The following is a 16,557-nucleotide window of genomic DNA, read 5'->3' as shown; positions in this document are numbered from 1 at the left end:
AGGCTGATTTCACGAAATTTTCACGAGTCAAAGCTTCGCACAACTCCAGGATGTTTCCAAAGTGTCGGTAGGATATTTCCTAGGTGACACAGATCGCCGCTGGTCCAGAACTGTGCAGGTTCAGGTTCGCCAACGGCCAGCAGGTCGCGCTCACCCAGCAAGCGCTTGAGCTGGCGCGCCACGGCGGCGCCGGTATCAATGAGGATGATGCTGGGGGGCAGCATCTGCGCCAGGAGTGGCTTGAGGAAGGGATAATGAGTGCAACCCAGGATGATGGTGTCGCAACCGGCGCTAAGCAGCGGCTCAATATAGCCTTGCAGCAGGGTGTGCAGGGCGGGGCTGTTAAGGTCGCCGGCTTCAATCAGCTCCACCAGGCCCGGGCACGGCTGGGTAATCACCCGCACATCGGTGGCAAAACGGTCGAGCAAGGCGGCGAACTTGGCGCTTTGCAGTGTGCCCGTAGTGGCGAGCACACCCACCACACCACTGCGAGTGGCCGCGGCAGCAGGTTTGACCGCAGGCTCCATGCCTACCAGCGGCCAGTCGGGGTAGTCCTGGCGCAAATCGGCCACCGCGGCGACCGTCGCCGTGTTGCAGGCAATCACAAAGGCCTTGGCGCCCCGCTCGCGGAAAAACTCAGCGACCGAGCGAGAACGTTCAAGAATGAACGCCGGCGTTTTCTCGCCATAGGGAATGTGCCCGCAGTCCGCCACGTACAGCAGTGACTCGTGGGGCAACAACTGCTGGATTTCTTCCAGCACCGTCAGGCCGCCGATGCCGGAATCGAACACACCAATAGGCGCGCCCTTACCCATGCTGTGTCCCGCAGACGCTGCAGCCTGGGTCACGCTTGACGCGCAACTCGCGAAAACGCGTGGTCAGCGCATCGATCAACAACAGGCGCCCTACCAACGACTCACCAAAACCGGCCAGCAGCTTCAAGGCTTCCAGCGCTTGCAGGCTGCCAACCACACCGACCAACGGCCCGACAACGCCGGCTTCGCTGCAGGTCAGTTCAGTGTCGCTGCCGTGCCCATACAAACAGTGGTAGCAGGGACTGTCAGCGCGACGGGGGTCGAATACCGACAATTGCCCCTCAAGGCGAATGGCCGCGCCACTGACCAACGGTTTGCCGGCGGCGACGCAGGCTACGTTGACCGCCTCGCGGGTAGAGAAGTTGTCGCTGCAATCGAGCACCAGGTCCACTGCGTTGACCGCAGCGGCCAGCGAGTCGGCATCCAGCGCAGCACGATGGGCGACCAGGGCGACTTCAGGGTTGATCGCTCTCAGGCGCCCCATGGCCGAATCGACCTTGGTCTGCCCCACGCTGTCGGTGTCATGGATGATCTGGCGTTGCAGGTTGGTCAAATCGACCGTATCGAAATCCGCCAAGTGCAATTCGCCCACCCCAGCAGCGGCCAGGTAAAGCGCCACCGGAGCGCCCAGGCCACCCAGGCCGACGATCAACGCGCGGCTCTGTTTCAGGCGTAATTGGCCATCAATGTCGACATGCTGCAACAGAATCTGCCGGCTATAGCGCAACAGCTCCTGATCGGTCAGCACGGGCGGCGCCCCAAGGTGATGCGTTCGTGACCGCCGAGGTCGATGCGACTGTGTACGCCGTCAAAGCCTTGGTTGAGTAACAAATCGCGCACGACCTGGGCCTGGTCGTAACCGTGTTCAAGCAACAGCCAGCCTCCGTCGTTCAGGTGGCCGGGAGACTCTTGGATGATCAGGCGCAAGTCGTCCAGGCCATCATGCCCCGCCACCAGCGCACTGGCCGGTTCGAAGCGCACATCGCCGGCCACCAGGTGCGGGTCATTGTCGGCGATATAGGGCGGGTTGCTGATGATCAGGTCGAAGCGCTGGCCTTGCAGGGCGCTGAACCAATGGCTGTTGAGCACCGTAGCGTTAGTGAGGTGCAGGCGTTGACGATTGCGCTCGGCCAGGGCCACGGCCTCCAGCACACGGTCGACCGCCGTGACCTGCCAGGCTGGACGTTCGCTGGCCAAGGCCAAGGCGATGGCGCCGCTACCAGTGCCCAGGTCCAGGACCTGGGCGGGCGTGGCGGGCAGCAATTCCAGGGCAGCTTCCACCAGCAATTCAGTTTCCGGACGTGGGATCAAAGTGTGCGGTGCTACTTCCAGGTCGAGTTTCCAGAAGCCTTGCTGGCCGAGGATATAGGCCACCGGCTCGCCGCTGCGGCGGCGCTGCAGGTAGCCGGAAAAGGTCAGGGCGTCTTCGCTGCTGACGATCTTTTCCGGCCAGGTATGCAGATAGCTGCGCGATTTGCCCAGGGCAGCGGCCAGCAGCAACTCCACGTCCAGGCGCGCCGTCGGCGAGTCGGGCAGGTCAGCGGCGCGCAGCAGGCTGGCGATGATGGTCATTTAGTCACCTATCGCCGCCAGTTGGTCGGCCTGGTATTCGGCGAGCAAAGGCTCGATCACCGCATCCACGCCCCCGGCGAGAATTTCGTCGAGGGAGTACAGGGTGAGGTTGACCCGATGGTCCGTGACGCGGCCCTGGGCAAAGTTGTAGGTACGGATACGCTCGGAGCGGTCGCCGGAGCCCACCAGCAGCTTGCGTTCGCTGGCAATTGCGTTGGCCGCGGCGCTGGTCTGCTGGTCGTTCAACTTGGCCGACAACCAGGACATGGCCCGCGCACGGTTCTTGTGCTGGGAACGTTCTTCCTGGCACTCCACCACAATGCCCGACGGCAAGTGTGTGATACGGATCGCCGAGTCGGTCTTGTTAACGTGCTGGCCACCCGCGCCGGATGAGCGGTAAGTGTCGACACGCAAGTCCGCCGGGTTGATCTCGATGGCTTCCTGTTCGTCCGGCTCAGGCAACACCGCGACGGTGCACGCCGAGGTGTGGATACGGCCTTGGGATTCGGTCGCAGGCACCCGTTGCACGCGGTGCGCACCGGATTCGAACTTCAGCTTGCCGTAGACGTTGTCGCCTTCAACCCGGGCGATGACTTCTTTATAGCCACCGTGCTCGCCCTCGTTCTCGGAGAGGATCTCCACGCGCCAGCCGCGACGCTCGGCATAGCGCGAATACATGCGGAACAGGTCACCGGAAAAAATCGCCGCCTCGTCGCCACCGGTACCAGCGCGGATTTCGAGGAAAACGTTGCGTCCGTCGTTAGGGTCCTTGGGCAGCAGCATGCGTTGCAGGTCACCCTCAAGCTCAGCGAGTTTTTCCTTGGCTTCGCGGACTTCTTCCACGGCCATTTCGCGCATGTCCGGGTCGCTGTCCTTGAGCAGGGCCTGGGCGCCTTCGAGGTCGGCCTGGACTTTCAGCAGGTGTTTATAAGTGGCCACAATGGGCTCAACTTCGGCGTATTCCTTGGAATAAGCACGGAATTTGGTTTGATCGGAAATGACCTCGCCATCGCCGAGCAAGGCGGTCAGTTCTTCGAAACGGTCCTGGAGCACGTCCAGTTTATTGAGCAGTGACGCTTTCATTACGGTTTTTTATCCGAAGAGCTGTCTGACGCGCCCTCACCGAGGGCAAAGAGTTCCTGGGCCATGGCCAGCGCATCGAGGCGGCCTTCGGCGGTAAGCTTTTTCAACTGGACGCTAGGAGCGTGGAGCAGTTTGTTGGTCAGGCCACGGGCCAATTGCATCAGCACTTCTTCGGCGCCGCTGCCGTTGGCCAGCATGCGCTGGGCCTTGAGCAACTCTTCATCACGCAGGCGTTCACCCTGCTGACGATACGCCTTGAGCACATCCACTGCCGCCAGTTCACGCAGGCGCACCATGAAATCTTCGGCGCCGGTGCTGACCATTTCCTCGGCCGCCTGCGCGGCACCCTGACGGCTCTTGAGGTTTTCAGCGACCACTTCATGCAGATCATCGACGCTATAAAGGTAAACGTCGTCCAACTCGCCGACTTCGGGCTCGATATCCCGTGGAACGGCGATATCTACCATGAAGATCGGCTTGTGCTTGCGCAGCTTCAACGCGCTCTCGACCGCGCCCTTGCCCAGAATCGGCAATTGGCTGGCGGTGGAACTGATGACGATATCACTGCGCACCAGTTCAGCGGGAATGTCCGACAGCAGCACCGCATGGGCACCGAACTGCTCGGCCAGAATGCTGGCGCGCTCCAGGGTGCGGTTGGCGACCACGATGCGCTTCACGCCAAGATCGTGCAGGTGACGGGCCACCAGGGTGATGGTTTCACCAGCGCCGATCAGCAGGGCCTGGCTGCGCTGCAAGTCGCTGAAAATCTGCTTGGCCAGGCTCACAGCGGCAAAGGCCACGGACACCGGGTTTTCGCCGATGGCCGTATCGGTACGTACTTGCTTGGCGGAATTAAAGGTGGCTTGGAACAGGCGGCCCAGCAATGGGCCGACGGTGCCGGCCTCACGCGCCACGGCGTAGGCAGACTTCATCTGGCCGAGAATCTGCGGTTCACCCAACACCAGCGAGTCGAGACCGGCCGCCACGCGCATCATGTGACGAACTGCCGCATCCTCTTCATGCACATAAGCGCTGGCACGCAGGTCATCGAGGCTCAAATGGTGATAATCGGCCAGCCAGCGCAGCACCACATCCGCCGAGAGATGTTCCTGCTCTATATAGAGCTCGCTGCGATTGCAGGTCGAAAGGATCGCAGCTTCGCGGCTGTCGGTGAGCCGGCAGAGCTGCTGCAAGGCCTCAACCAACTGCTCTGGCGTAAACGCCACGCGCTCGCGCACGTCTACGGAGGCAGTCTTGTGGTTAATACCGAGTGCGAGGAAGGCCATTCAATATCGCTGATGATGTCGGGAAGCCGACAATTGTCCTACTTCGAAAGATTCAGAACAACCACCGTCGTCTATTGTCCTAATGCGTTATGCCTATAAAGGCCTCCATTGAGACTCGGTTATGTTTGGCCGAAGGCTTGTGTCATGATGATCCGACCGCAGGTTAGTCGTCCTCTTCCTATATGAATAGATCTTCCGCGTTGCTCCTCGCTTTTGTCTTCCTCAGCGGCTGCCAGGCCATGGCACCCGTGTCGCCGGACGCTACGTCGCCGGTGGAAGACAGCACTCCCGCCCCTGAAAAACCCAAGGTTTATTCCTCGTTCAGTGAAGAAACGATCTACAGCCTGCTGACCGCTGAACTGGCCGGCCAGCGCAATCGCTTTGATATTGCGCTGGATAATTACGTGACCCAGGCCATCAACACCCAGGACCCCGGGATTTCCGAGCGAGCGTTTCGCATCGCCGAATACCTGGGCGCCGACCAGGCTGCGCTGGACACCTCGCTGATCTGGGCCAAAAATGCCTCGGATGATCTGGAAGCCCAGCGCGCCGCAGCCGTGCAACTGGCGCGTGCCGGGCGCTATGACGACTCCATGGTTTATATGGAGAAGGTCCTGCAGGGCAAAGGCGACACACATTTTGACTTTCTTGCGCTGTCGGCCGCCGACACCGACCAGGACACGCGCAACGGCCTGATGAAGAGTTTCGATCGCCTGCTGCAAAAGCACCCGAAGAACAGCCAGTTGATTTTCGGCAAGGCCCTGCTGCTGCAACAGGACGATGAAGCCGACGCCGCGCTCAAGCTGCTGGAGCAGAACCCGCCGGAAGAAGGTGAAATCGCGCCCATCCTGTTGCGTGCACGCCTGCTGCAAAGCCTTAACCGCGGCAAGGAAGCGATTCCGCTGCTGGAAAAAAGCATCAAGAAATACCCCGGCGACAAGCGCCTGCTCCTGACCTATGCACGTATGCTGGTTGAGCAGGACCGTATGGAAGACGCCAAAGTGCAGTTCGCCAACCTGGTCCAGCAATACCCGGACGACGACGAACTGCGTTATTCCCTGGCATTGGTGTGCCTGGAAGCCAAAGCCTGGGACGAGGCCAAGGGCTACCTGCAAGAGCTGATCGAACGTGACAGCCACGTGGACTCGGCGCACCTGAACCTGGGCCGCATCGCTGAAGAGCGCAACGACCCGCAGGCGGCCCTGCTTGAATACGCCCAGGTCGGCCCTGGCAATGATTATCTGCCAGCGCAATTGCGCCAGGCCGATATCCTGATGAGCAACGGCCGCACCGACGAAGCGGAAAAACGCCTGGCCGCGGCCCGCGATGCCGAACCGGACTACGCCATCCAGCTGTACCTGATCCAGGCCGAGACCTTATCGGCCAACAAACAGGGCGAACGCGCCTGGAAACTATTGCAACAGGCGTTGCAGCAATACCCCGACGATTTGAACCTGCTGTACACCCGCGCCATGCAGGCGGAAAAACGCAATGACCTGGCGCAGCTGGAAAAAGACCTGCGCCTGATCATCAAGCGCGACCCGGACAACGCCATGGCACTTAACGCCCTGGGCTACACCTTGTCCGACCGCACCACGCGCTACGCCGAAGCCAAGGCGCTGATCGAACAAGCCCATGCGCTCAACCCGGAAGACCCTGCCGTGCTCGACAGTCTGGGCTGGGTGAATTACCGCCTGGGCAACCTCGACGAGGCCGAGCGCTTGCTGCGCCAGGCCCTGGAGCGTTTCCCGGACCAGGAAGTTGCCGCACACCTGGGCGAAGTGCTCTGGGCCAATGGCAAGCAGCGCGAAGCCCGACAAATCTGGGAAAAATTCCTCAAGGAACAACCCGACAGCCCCATCCTGCGCAGCACCATCAAGCGCCTGACCGGATCCGAGACCCTTTAAGCTTATGTTCTTGCGCCACGTTATCGTTTTCAGTTTCATCGCCCTGCTCGCCGGTTGCGCGGGTATCGGCAGCCGTGAATCCGTTGAAGGCCAGGGCAACCCGGCACAATGGAAACAACACAAGGACCAGCTCAGCAGCATTGATGGCTGGCAGATCGAGGGCAAGGTCGGGGTGCGTGCGCCGAAAGACTCTGGCAGCGGCACGCTGTTCTGGCTGCAGCGCCAGGACTATTACGACATTCGCCTCTCGGGCCCCCTGGGCCGTGGCGCGGCCCGCCTGACTGGCCGGCCAGGGCAAGTGAGCCTGGAAGTGGCCAATCAGGGCCGCTACGAGGCAACCTCCCCGGAAGAACTGCTGGAGCAGCAGATTGGCTGGAAGTTGCCCGTCTCGCATCTGGTCTGGTGGGTGCGCGGTCTGCCGGCACCTGACAGCAAGAGCCGTCTGAGCCTCAATGGCGACAGCCGCCTCGCCACCCTCGAGCAGGATGGCTGGCAGGTCGAATATTTGAGCTACGTGGAGCAAAGCGGCTATTGGCTACCCGAACGTATCAAGCTGCATGGCACCGACCTTGATGTCACGCTGGTGATCAAGGACTGGCAACCGCGCAAGCTGGGGCAATAACGTGTCCGTACAAAAATTGACCCTGCCCTCCCCGGCCAAGCTCAACCTGATGCTGCACATCCTTGGCCGCCGTGAAGATGGCTACCACGAGTTGCAGACGCTGTTTCAGTTTCTCGACTACGGCGATGAGCTCACCTTTGCCGTGCGTGACGATGGCGTGGTTCAGTTGCACACCGAATTCGACGGTGTGCCCCACGACAGCAATCTGATTGTGCGGGCGGCCAAAAAACTTCAGGAACAATCCGGCTGCCCACTTGGCATTGATATCTGGATCGACAAAGTCCTGCCCATGGGCGGTGGTATCGGTGGCGGCAGCTCAAATGCCGCGACCACTTTGTTGGGCCTCAATCACTTATGGCAACTGGGCTGGGACCACGATCGCCTTGCTGCGCTGGGCCTCACGCTGGGCGCCGACGTCCCGGTTTTCGTGCGGGGGCACGCCGCATTTGCTGAAGGCGTCGGGGAAAAACTCACCCCTGTAGAGCCCGAAGAACCTTGGTATGTCGTGCTGGTGCCGCAAGTATCTGTAAGTACAGCAGAAATTTTTTCAGATCCGTTGTTGACACGTAACTCTTCTCCCATTAAAGTGCGCCCCGTTCCCAAGGTAAACAGTCGAAATGACTGCTTACCGGTTGTAGCAAGGCGTTATCCAGAGGTACGTAACGCTTTGAATTTGTTAGGTAAATTTACCGAAGCAAAATTAACCGGAACTGGAAGTTGTGTGTTTGGGGGCTTCCCAAGCAAAGCTGAAGCTGATAAAGTCTCGGCCCTTCTTACAGAGACCCTTACAGGGTTTGTAGCAAAAGGAAGCAACGTTTCGATGTTGCATCGCAAGCTGCAAAGTCTGCTCTAAAAGGAACCGAGTGTTAGGCACTCGTTGCAACAGATACAGGGGCGTCGCCAAGCGGTAAGGCAGCAGGTTTTGATCCTGCCATGCGTTGGTTCGAATCCAGCCGCCCCTGCCATTTTCTAATACTCATCCAGGTTACCCTCAGCCTCTAGGTACTGCGCGTGTCCAAGATGATGGTCTTTACGGGGAATGCCAACCCCGATCTGGCTCGACGTGTCGTACGTCAGCTGCATATCCCTCTCGGTGACATCTCTGTCGGTAAATTCTCCGACGGCGAAATTACAGCCGAGATCAATGAAAATGTCCGCGGTAAAGACGTCTTCATTATTCAGCCGACCTGCGCTCCGACCAACGATAACCTGATGGAACTCGTCGTGATGGCTGATGCCTTCCGCCGCTCCTCAGCGACTCGAATCACAGCTGTAATCCCTTACTTTGGTTATGCCCGTCAGGATCGCCGTCCGCGCTCCGCACGTGTAGCTATCAGCGCGAAAGTCGTTGCTGACATGCTGACCGTGGTAGGTATCGACCGTGTGCTCACGGTTGACCTGCACGCTGACCAAATCCAGGGGTTCTTCGATATTCCGGTAGATAACATCTACGGCTCCCCCGTCCTGGTGGATGACATCGAAGACCAGCGCTTTGAAAACCTGATGATCGTGTCCCCGGACATTGGTGGCGTCGTGCGTGCACGGGCTGTTGCCAAATCCCTGGGCGTGGACCTCGGGATCATCGACAAACGCCGTGAGAAAGCCAATCACTCTGAAGTGATGCATATCATCGGTGATGTCGAAGGGCGCACCTGTATTCTGGTTGATGACATGGTCGACACCGCCGGCACCCTGTGCCACGCGGCGAAAGCCTTGAAAGAGCACGGTGCAGCAAAAGTCTTCGCCTACTGCACACACCCTGTGCTGTCGGGCCGAGCGATCGAGAACATCGAGAACTCCGTGCTGGACGAACTGGTGGTGACTAACACCATCCCGTTGTCCGCCGCAGCTCAAGCCTGTGCACGTATCCGCCAACTGGATATTGCACCGGTCGTTGCCGAAGCGGTTCGCCGCATCAGCAATGAAGAATCGATCAGCGCGATGTTCCGTTAAGGGTCAAACCAACGGATCACCTCACTGACGAAAAGCGCCCCGCCCCAGCATTCCGCTGGGGCGGGGCTTTTTTGCCCATATCGAGTTCGGCGCTGGTCGCAAACGCCCCTCGATGATGGCTATTTTGGAGATACAACATGAACGAATTTACTCTGAACGCCCAAGCGCGTACTGACCTGGGGAAAGGTGCGAGCCGCCGCCTGCGTCACGCCGCCAACATCCCAGCCGTTGTCTACGGTGGTAACAAGCCTGCTGAATCCGTGACCATCCTGGCCAAGGAAATCGCCAAGCTGTTCGAAAACGAAGCTGCCTACAGCCACGTTATCGAGCTGAACGTCGACGGCGCCAAGCAGAACGTCATCGTTAAAGCAATGCAGCGTCACCCTTCCAAGCAGTTCATCATGCACGCTGACTTCGTTCGCGTTGTAGCTGGCCAGAAACTGACCGCCATCGTGCCTGTGCACTTTGTGGGTGAAGAAGCTCCGGTCAAGAAAGGCGGCGAGATCTCTCACGTCCTGAACGAAATCGAAGTGACCTGCCTGCCGAAAGACCTGCCTGAGTTCATCGAAGTCGACCTGTCGGCTCTGGAAATCGGCGCCATCGTTCACCTGTCCGACCTCAAGGCCCCTAAAGGCGTTGAGTTTGTTGCACTGGCTCACGGTGATGACAAAGCTGTTGCCAACGTTCACGCTCCACGCGTTGCTCCAGAAGAAGCTGAAGAAGGCGCTGCAGAGTAATTCACTCTGTATTGCCGGAGCTTGAGGAAACATCGCGGACCGAAACGTAGCGAGAAAGCGGGCGATAACGCGGCGTTTACTCTTGAGTAAATGATGTAGTGTCGTCCACTTTCGCCGCACCTGGGTACGGCAATGTTATCCACAACTCCAAAGGAAGGGCCCCTGTCGTGACTGCCATTAAACTGATCGTTGGCCTGGGAAATCCAGGCGCCGAATACGAACAGACCCGGCATAACGCGGGGGCCCTTTTTGTTGAGCGTATCGCCCACGCCCAAGGCATCAATCTGGTGGCCGATCGCAAATATTTTGGCCTGACCGGGCGCTTCTCGCATCAGGGTCAGGATGTTCGTCTGTTGATTCCCACCACCTACATGAACCGCAGCGGCCAGGCTGTCGCGGCGCTTGCGGGCTTCTTCCGGATCAAACCCGAAGAAATCCTGGTGGCCCATGACGAACTGGACCTGCCACCCGGCGTAGCCAAGCTCAAGCTCGGCGGCGGGCATGGTGGGCACAATGGCCTGCGTGACATCATCGCGCAGTTGGGCAATCAGAATAATTTTTACCGTCTGCGGCTCGGCATTGGCCACCCAGGCGTTGCCAGTATGGTTTCAAATTTCGTCCTGGGTCGTGCGCCACGCGCCGAACAGGAAAAACTCGATGCCAGCATCGACTTTGCCCTCGGCGTGCTGCCGGATATCTTCGCCGGTGAATGGAACCGTGCGATGAAAAACCTGCACAGCCAGAAGGCTTGACTCTTATCCGAGGGGAAACACCATGGGATTCAATTGCGGCATCGTCGGCCTGCCCAACGTCGGCAAGTCCACCCTGTTCAACGCCCTGACCAAGTCCGGTATTGCGGCGGAGAACTTCCCCTTCTGCACCATCGAACCCAACAGCGGCATCGTACCGATGCCGGACCCGCGTCTTGACGCACTGGCGGCCATCGTCAATCCCAAGCGCATCCTGCCGACCACCATGGAGTTCGTCGACATCGCGGGCCTCGTCGCCGGCGCCTCGAAAGGTGAAGGCCTGGGCAACAAGTTCCTGGCCAACATCCGCGAAACCGATGCTATCGCCCACGTGGTCCGCTGCTTTGAAGACGAGAACGTGATTCACGTCTCCAACAGCGTAGACCCCAAGCGCGACATCGAGATCATCGACCTGGAACTGATCTTCGCCGACCTCGACAGCTGCGAAAAGCAACTGCAGAAAGTCGCGCGTAACGCCAAGGGCGGCGACAAGGATGCAGTGGTCCAGAAGGGCCTGCTGGAGCAGTTGATCGCGCACTTTACCGAAGGCAAACCGGCGCGCAGCCTGATGAAGAATATGGGAGCCGATGAGAAGGCCGTGATCAAGGGCTTCCACCTGCTGACCACCAAGCCTGTGATGTACATCGCCAACGTTGCCGAAGACGGCTTCGAGAACAACCCGCTCCTCGACGTGGTCAAGGCCATTGCCGACGAAGAAGGCGCCATCGTTGTTCCGGTGTGCAACAAGATCGAAGCGGAAATCGCCGAGCTCGATGACGGCGAAGAAAAGGACATGTTCCTCGAAGCCCTGGGCCTGGAAGAGCCTGGCCTGAACCGCGTGATCCGCGCCGGCTACGAAATGCTCAACCTGCAGACCTACTTCACCGCCGGTGTCGAAGAAGTCCGCGCCTGGACCGTCAAGGTCGGTGCTACCGCGCCACAGGCGGCTGGCGTGATCCACACCGACTTTGAGAAAGGCTTTATCCGCGCTGAGGTGATCGCTTACAACGACTTCATCCAGTTCAAGGGTGAAGCCGGTGCCAAGGAAGCCGGTAAGTGGCGCCTGGAAGGTAAGGATTACATTGTCAAAGATGGCGATGTGATGCACTTCCGTTTCAACGTGTAAGCGTTAGCTGAACCTCTGCCCGATACAAAAAAACCGACGCATTGCGTCGGTTTTTTATTGCCTCCTGTTTCTACCTGCCACCCAACTAAAAGCCCCACACATAGAAAACTTAATCACTCATAACCCTTGATCGATTTAAACGATGAATCCCTCCAGCCTTAAGTCTTCTCCTACACTAAACATTCAACAACCATCAAGAATGCACTTGAACAATACAGCGCCCTGACATAGTTAATATTTGACACGCTCTCGCGCAGTATTTTCATACTAATAAGCACGATGACATTTTTGATTATTTGCGCTCTACTGACCGCACGCCAACAGCGTTCTATCAACAGTGAAGTGATAGCGATAGTGGAGCACCCTGACTATGTCAGCCTCTTACAAGACAACAAATGAGACATACTTCCCTTCTGTTGAAACCTTGGATATCGAACGTACGCTCAAGAGTACTGCAGCGCTCGATATCGATATTTTGTTATTGGGGGAGACGGGTACTGGCAAGGATACCCTGGCCCAACGGATCCATCGTTTGTCGGGGCGACGAGGTCATTTTGTCGCAGTGAACTGCGCCGCCATCCCGGAAAGCCTCGCAGAGAGCCAACTGTTCGGCGTCAACAGCGGCGCCTATACAGGAGCAGTGCAATCACGTGCGGGTTTTATCGAAACCGCACACCTGGGCACCTTGTATCTGGATGAAATCGACAGCATGCCGCTTTCCATGCAGGCCAAACTGCTACGTGTGCTGGAGTCACGCGGCGTCGAACGCCTGGGCTCAACCCGGTTTATCCCGGTGGACATGCGAGTCATCGCCTCTGCGCAACAATCCCTGCATGAGATGGTCGAGCAGGGAAAGTTCAGGCGCGACCTGTATTTCCGCCTGAACGTCGTAAATATCAATCTGCCTGCGCTGCGCAATCGCCGTGACCGAATCGTCCCGTTGTTCCTGAATATGATTCAAGAGGAAGCCGAGCACTATAAGTGTCTCGCCCCAAACCCTTGCAGCGAGCTCGTCCAACAGTTGCTGTGCCATCCATGGCTGGGGAATGTGCGTGAACTGCGCTCGACTGCCAAACGTTTCGTGCTGGGTCTGGCGCCATTATCAAGCTCGCCCTCGAACGCTACAAACCAACCCACCAACCTGAAAGAACGCCTGCAACAAATCGAGAAAGCTCTGATTGAAGAGTCGCTGCGGCGTCATACCTACTGTGTGGACGAGGTGGCTGTAGAGTTGGGCATGGCAAAGAGAACGCTTTACTACCGAATGAAACAACTAGATATACAGTAGCCCGCTGCTCAGCCGACACCGAAGACACCTTCAGACACACCCTTTAAGTAAAAGCGGGAACCATATTCGAGCCTGAACCACACAAGGATGAGCCTGATATATTTAGTGCCTATCGGCAGCAACACTATTGCAACTACGCATCAAGGCTCAAATGTCATTTCTTAGATAGCGGAGCATCACTATGAGTATTTCTGGCATCAACCCGCAAAGCTACCACCCCCCGGTCACCGGTGGCGAAAACGCAGACCTTAAGGCAGAAAGGAAGCAACTGCTTCGCGAATCCATGAAAGAAAGCAATGAGGCGTTCAGGATCAGTGAGCAGAAAAAGAACAACGACGCGCTGCGTTAAATAGCTTCACCGCCCTTGGTCATCAAAGGGCGGGTTTCCCCTTAGAGGTCCATATGCAAATAGAAGAAGTCGACGTATTACGCGAATATCAAAACGGCCTTACAGCCCACAGGTCTCCTACCCAACCTACGCACCACAGCGAAGATGCGAGCTTTTTCAGCGCGTTATTGGCCCCCTCGATGCAACGGGTTACCGCCACGCCATCCTCGAACGCACTGACCGACGCTTTGCAGTATTTGGACAAGGCTAAAAGTGGTATGAGTCGAGGTCTCAAGGACTTCAACAATGAGTTCAAAGAAAAAAATCGGCTCAACTACACCCCCAATCTTTCAGACTCCATTCTACTGACCCAAACCCTGGTGAAGTGCGTCGGCAAGGGCGCGCAATGCCTAGAAAAAATCAGCAACCTGCAGTAGGAAAAAATGACTCGTTTTCTATCCGTCGGATTAGTTTTCTCGCTGGCGCTGATGCTGGGCGGCTGCGGCGAAAGTGTCGAACTGCATCGCCAACTCTCCGAGCAGGATGCCAATGAGGTCATCGCGGAACTGGCTGACAAACACATACGCGCACAAAAAGTGCCTGCCAAGGACGGCGTCGTGGTGCGTGTCAATGCAGCCGATATCAGCCGCGCCGTTCGCACACTGGAAGCGGTCGGATTGCCCAAGGTCGCCCGTGCCACGATGGGAGACACCTTCCGCAAGGAGGGCGTCATCTCCACGCCACTGGAAGAGCGTGCCCGGTATATCTATGCCCTGTCCCAGGAGTTGGAGGCGACCCTGTCAAACATCGATGGGGTCATCGTCGCTCGTGTGCACGTGGTGCTGCCCGAACGCGTGGCTCCCGGTGAGCCCGTCCAACCCGCCTCCGCCTCCGTGTTCATCAAACATGACCCACGACTGGAGCCCGACAGCATCCGCGCGCGCGTACGCAGGATGGTATCCAGTAGTATTCCTGGCATGACCACTGCACTGGACAACGCTCAGAAGCTCACGGTGGTTTTTGTACCGGCAACGGCTTACCAGGAACAACAACGCCTGAGCTACTTCGGTCCGTTCCTGATCCCCGAGGAAGACATCGGTTTTTGGCGTACCGCTATGAGCTCTCTGGTTATCGGCGCGATGCTGACACTCGTCTTGGCGCTGTTCTGGCGCATACGAAGCCAACGATCAAGGCAGGAACCTGTCGCCCCAACGCCTCTAGCGAATGAGTGATCATCTGGCCTGGGCCCAATGGTGGGCCAGTCCGTGGCAGTTTTCGCACCCGGACGCGATCAGCGCTCACGCCTACCACGCATTACCCGCCTTGTGCCGCAGCCAACCCGCGCTGGCGTGCGCAGCGTTGGGCATCGAGCCATGTCTGCCTCCCCCTCCCTGTGCAACGGTGCTTGGTTTGGCCCTGGCTTCCCGGGAGCAGTTCGATCTAGCGATAGCACTGCTGGAGCTTACGTGCCATCCCAACCTCGACAGCCCCTTGTGCGATGAACACCGCAAGTGGTGTGAGCGCCTTGCCAAGGCGCTGCACCCTGACGCCCTGTTGCAGCCGGAGGATGATCCAATGCAATTGCTGAGGGCCTGGGTCGAGCCTGCTGTCTGGCAACGTCTTCGTCTGCGCTTGCCCCCTGACCGGGTGCAGGCACTTGAAACCACACACCTGCCACTTGACGATGCGCATGGCCGGCTCAATACGCTGTGGCAGGCGATTGTCTGGCGTATCGACACAACGGGCAGTGAAACAACTCGTCGTTAACGGCAACACACCAGAGCATTGTCTATGTTGACCCAACGCAAAATCGAATTGCACGACGGCGCTTCCGGGCAGCCAAAAGTACTGATTACCCGGGAGATGCTCGCCGATTGCTTTCAGTCCGCGCAGTTGCTAGATAGCGCACGGGCACAAGCTGAAGAGCTGCTGCGCCAGGCGGTTGAGCATCGTGAAGAAATGCTTGAGCAGGCCCGCCTCGACTTCTGGTCACGCGCCCACGCGCAACTCAGTGCGTGGGAGCGCCAACGCAAGGCGATGTGTGACAACCTCGAACACTACGCAACATCCATCGCCAACCGAGCCTTCCACTGCCTGTTGGAGGAAGTGCCTCCCCCAAAGCGCCTTTCGGCATTGGTCAAACAGTTGGTAACGACGCAAATTCCACCTATGAAGGCCACCTTGGTTTGCAACCCGCTCGAACATGAGCAGATAGCCCAAGCCTTGGTCCAGCTGGGCTCTACACCTTGGAAGCTTCGCCCCGATGACCAGGTCAAACCTCAATCGCTGCTACTGGAAACAGATGAAGGCGATTTTCGGATCGACTGGGCCTCGATGCGAGAAATATTGTTTACAAACGTGTAGGGACATAGCGGTAGAGGCAGGCGATATCTTTAAAAAAATTTCTTCCGATGGAACTGGTGGCAAACAACCCGCCACACAGTTCAGACACATCTGGAGTAAAAATCATGGACTTTCACGGAAACCTGAAAAACCATCTATTGAGGCAAGTTCAGGCTGATATCAAGCGGGTGAATACGGCCTATAAAGATCCGGAAGCGCTCGATGCAGATATCGATTACTTCAGCAACCTCATGAAACAACAGAAGCTCTCTGTCATCGCGTTCAACGAACACACGCGCTCCAGACATACACTGCTCAAAACAGCGCTGGATGGCGTGCAATAAGTTGCAAGCACTCCTTGCCGGTTGGCTGAACGGCCACGAAGAGCAGCTCACCTTGTTTGAGAGCGACGACGAAATCATCTTTCAACGCGTTTCGAACAGATTGCTGGTAAAGGTCCAGTTGACCCAGGCGGGTGACCACAAAGCCCAGTTGCGCACCTGGATGCGCTTGGGAGGCCCTAGCCTGAGCTATTTTCAAGGTGCAGTTGCATTGGCGCCGACCACCGGTGCGCTTTGGCTTATTCAATGCGTGGAGAGGGGGCACGGCGAAGCGCTGGCGAAGTGCCTCGAGTCCCTCCTCAACCAACGCGACACCTGGCGCGCCGTCGTCGCGCGCCAGGCGCGGCCTGTACGCACATTCATATCCACGTCGCTGCGCTCGACACCGTACTAACCAGAGACTTTCC

At 58.1% G+C, this 16,557-nt stretch carries 20 protein-coding genes and 1 tRNA gene; 16 read left to right on the top strand and 5 right to left on the bottom strand.

Annotation, left to right across the window (positions count from 1 at the left end; translation table 11 throughout):
* Positions 1–20: 20 nt before the first annotated feature.
* Genes murI through hemA form a run of 5 tightly spaced genes read right to left on the bottom strand, consistent with a single transcriptional unit; the run spans position 21 to position 4,756 of the window.
* Entirely contained in the window at positions 21–815 is a 795-nt protein-coding gene (gene murI, locus CLM72_RS03775) for a glutamate racemase (protein WP_105225670.1), read from the bottom strand.
* A complete protein-coding gene (locus tag CLM72_RS03770) occupies positions 808–1,563 on the bottom strand; it encodes a molybdopterin-synthase adenylyltransferase MoeB (RefSeq protein ID WP_105225669.1) in 756 nt (251 codons plus the stop codon). Before CLM72_RS03770 ends, murI begins: the two co-directional genes overlap by 8 nt.
* Positions 1,557–2,387: a peptide chain release factor N(5)-glutamine methyltransferase gene (gene prmC, locus CLM72_RS03765; RefSeq protein WP_060772716.1), complete on the bottom strand. Its 831-nt coding sequence runs from the start codon at positions 2,385–2,387 to the stop codon at positions 1,557–1,559. The genes CLM72_RS03770 and prmC overlap by 7 nt, the downstream gene beginning before the upstream one ends.
* Positions 2,388–3,470, bottom strand: a complete 1,083-nt coding sequence (gene prfA / locus CLM72_RS03760; protein ID WP_054896862.1) for a peptide chain release factor 1 — start codon at positions 3,468–3,470, stop codon at positions 2,388–2,390.
* Complete coding sequence (gene hemA / locus CLM72_RS03755; RefSeq protein ID WP_034128081.1) at positions 3,470–4,756, bottom strand: glutamyl-tRNA reductase; 1,287 nt, start codon at positions 4,754–4,756, stop codon at positions 3,470–3,472. The genes prfA and hemA overlap by 1 nt, the downstream gene beginning before the upstream one ends.
* Positions 4,757–4,938: 182 nt before the next feature.
* Between hemA and CLM72_RS03750 the strand changes: the two genes are divergently transcribed.
* The 16 genes from CLM72_RS03750 (at position 4,939) to CLM72_RS03675 (ending at position 16,544) form a co-directional block, all read left to right on the top strand.
* Positions 4,939–6,663, top strand: coding sequence for a tetratricopeptide repeat protein (locus CLM72_RS03750; RefSeq protein WP_105225668.1), 1,725 nt, complete (start codon positions 4,939–4,941; stop codon positions 6,661–6,663).
* A gap of 4 nt (positions 6,664–6,667) precedes the next feature.
* Positions 6,668–7,285: a lipoprotein insertase outer membrane protein LolB gene (gene lolB / locus CLM72_RS03745; protein ID WP_032893661.1), complete on the top strand. Its 618-nt coding sequence runs from the start codon at positions 6,668–6,670 to the stop codon at positions 7,283–7,285.
* Between the two features lies 1 nt (position 7,286).
* Positions 7,287–8,138 (top strand): 4-(cytidine 5'-diphospho)-2-C-methyl-D-erythritol kinase, encoded by an 852-nt coding sequence (gene ispE, locus CLM72_RS03740; RefSeq protein ID WP_105225667.1) that lies wholly within the window; start codon positions 7,287–7,289, stop codon positions 8,136–8,138.
* A gap of 37 nt (positions 8,139–8,175) precedes the next feature.
* Positions 8,176–8,250 (top strand) — tRNA-Gln (locus CLM72_RS03735).
* Positions 8,251–8,296: 46 nt separating this feature from the next.
* Positions 8,297–9,238 (top strand): ribose-phosphate pyrophosphokinase, encoded by a 942-nt coding sequence (locus CLM72_RS03730; RefSeq protein ID WP_003171603.1) that lies wholly within the window; start codon positions 8,297–8,299, stop codon positions 9,236–9,238.
* Positions 9,239–9,375: 137 nt separating this feature from the next.
* Complete coding sequence (locus tag CLM72_RS03725) at positions 9,376–9,975, top strand: 50S ribosomal protein L25/general stress protein Ctc (RefSeq protein WP_003188351.1); 600 nt, start codon at positions 9,376–9,378, stop codon at positions 9,973–9,975.
* Positions 9,976–10,142: 167 nt separating this feature from the next.
* Positions 10,143–10,727, top strand: a complete 585-nt coding sequence (gene pth, locus CLM72_RS03720) for an aminoacyl-tRNA hydrolase (RefSeq protein ID WP_003188350.1) — start codon at positions 10,143–10,145, stop codon at positions 10,725–10,727.
* Between the two features lie 22 nt (positions 10,728–10,749).
* Positions 10,750–11,850, top strand: coding sequence for a redox-regulated ATPase YchF (gene ychF / locus CLM72_RS03715; protein ID WP_014716830.1), 1,101 nt, complete (start codon positions 10,750–10,752; stop codon positions 11,848–11,850).
* A 370-nt stretch (positions 11,851–12,220) separates the two neighbouring features.
* Positions 12,221–13,138 (top strand): sigma 54-interacting transcriptional regulator, encoded by a 918-nt coding sequence (locus CLM72_RS03710; protein WP_089041406.1) that lies wholly within the window; start codon positions 12,221–12,223, stop codon positions 13,136–13,138.
* Between the two features lie 181 nt (positions 13,139–13,319).
* A complete protein-coding gene (locus tag CLM72_RS03705; protein WP_034128085.1) occupies positions 13,320–13,487 on the top strand; it encodes a hypothetical protein in 168 nt (55 codons plus the stop codon).
* Between the two features lie 53 nt (positions 13,488–13,540).
* On the top strand, positions 13,541–13,903 hold the full coding sequence (locus CLM72_RS29020) for a hypothetical protein (RefSeq protein WP_054897134.1): 363 nt from the start codon (positions 13,541–13,543) through the stop codon (positions 13,901–13,903).
* 6 nt (positions 13,904–13,909) lie between these two features.
* On the top strand, positions 13,910–14,698 hold the full coding sequence (gene sctJ, locus CLM72_RS03695) for a type III secretion system inner membrane ring lipoprotein SctJ (RefSeq protein WP_105225666.1): 789 nt from the start codon (positions 13,910–13,912) through the stop codon (positions 14,696–14,698).
* Positions 14,691–15,233 (top strand): type III secretion protein, encoded by a 543-nt coding sequence (locus CLM72_RS03690; RefSeq protein ID WP_105225665.1) that lies wholly within the window; start codon positions 14,691–14,693, stop codon positions 15,231–15,233. Before sctJ ends, CLM72_RS03690 begins: the two co-directional genes overlap by 8 nt.
* A gap of 24 nt (positions 15,234–15,257) precedes the next feature.
* Positions 15,258–15,830 carry a type III secretion system stator protein SctL gene (sctL, locus tag CLM72_RS03685; RefSeq protein WP_034128089.1) on the top strand — a complete coding sequence of 191 codons (573 nt, stop codon included), beginning with the start codon at positions 15,258–15,260 and terminating at the stop codon, positions 15,828–15,830.
* Between the two features lie 104 nt (positions 15,831–15,934).
* Positions 15,935–16,153, top strand: a complete 219-nt coding sequence (locus CLM72_RS03680; RefSeq protein ID WP_034128090.1) for a hypothetical protein — start codon at positions 15,935–15,937, stop codon at positions 16,151–16,153.
* Position 16,154: 1 nt separating this feature from the next.
* Positions 16,155–16,544, top strand: a complete 390-nt coding sequence (locus tag CLM72_RS03675; RefSeq protein ID WP_105225664.1) for a type III secretion system chaperone — start codon at positions 16,155–16,157, stop codon at positions 16,542–16,544.
* The last annotated feature ends 13 nt before the right edge of the window (positions 16,545–16,557 follow it).

Origin of the sequence: Pseudomonas sp. MYb193 (assembly GCF_002966775.1) — a bacterium.
Classification (GTDB): Bacteria; Pseudomonadota; Gammaproteobacteria; order Pseudomonadales; family Pseudomonadaceae; genus Aquipseudomonas; species Aquipseudomonas paracarnis.
This window is presented reverse-complemented; position numbering and strand designations above follow the sequence as displayed.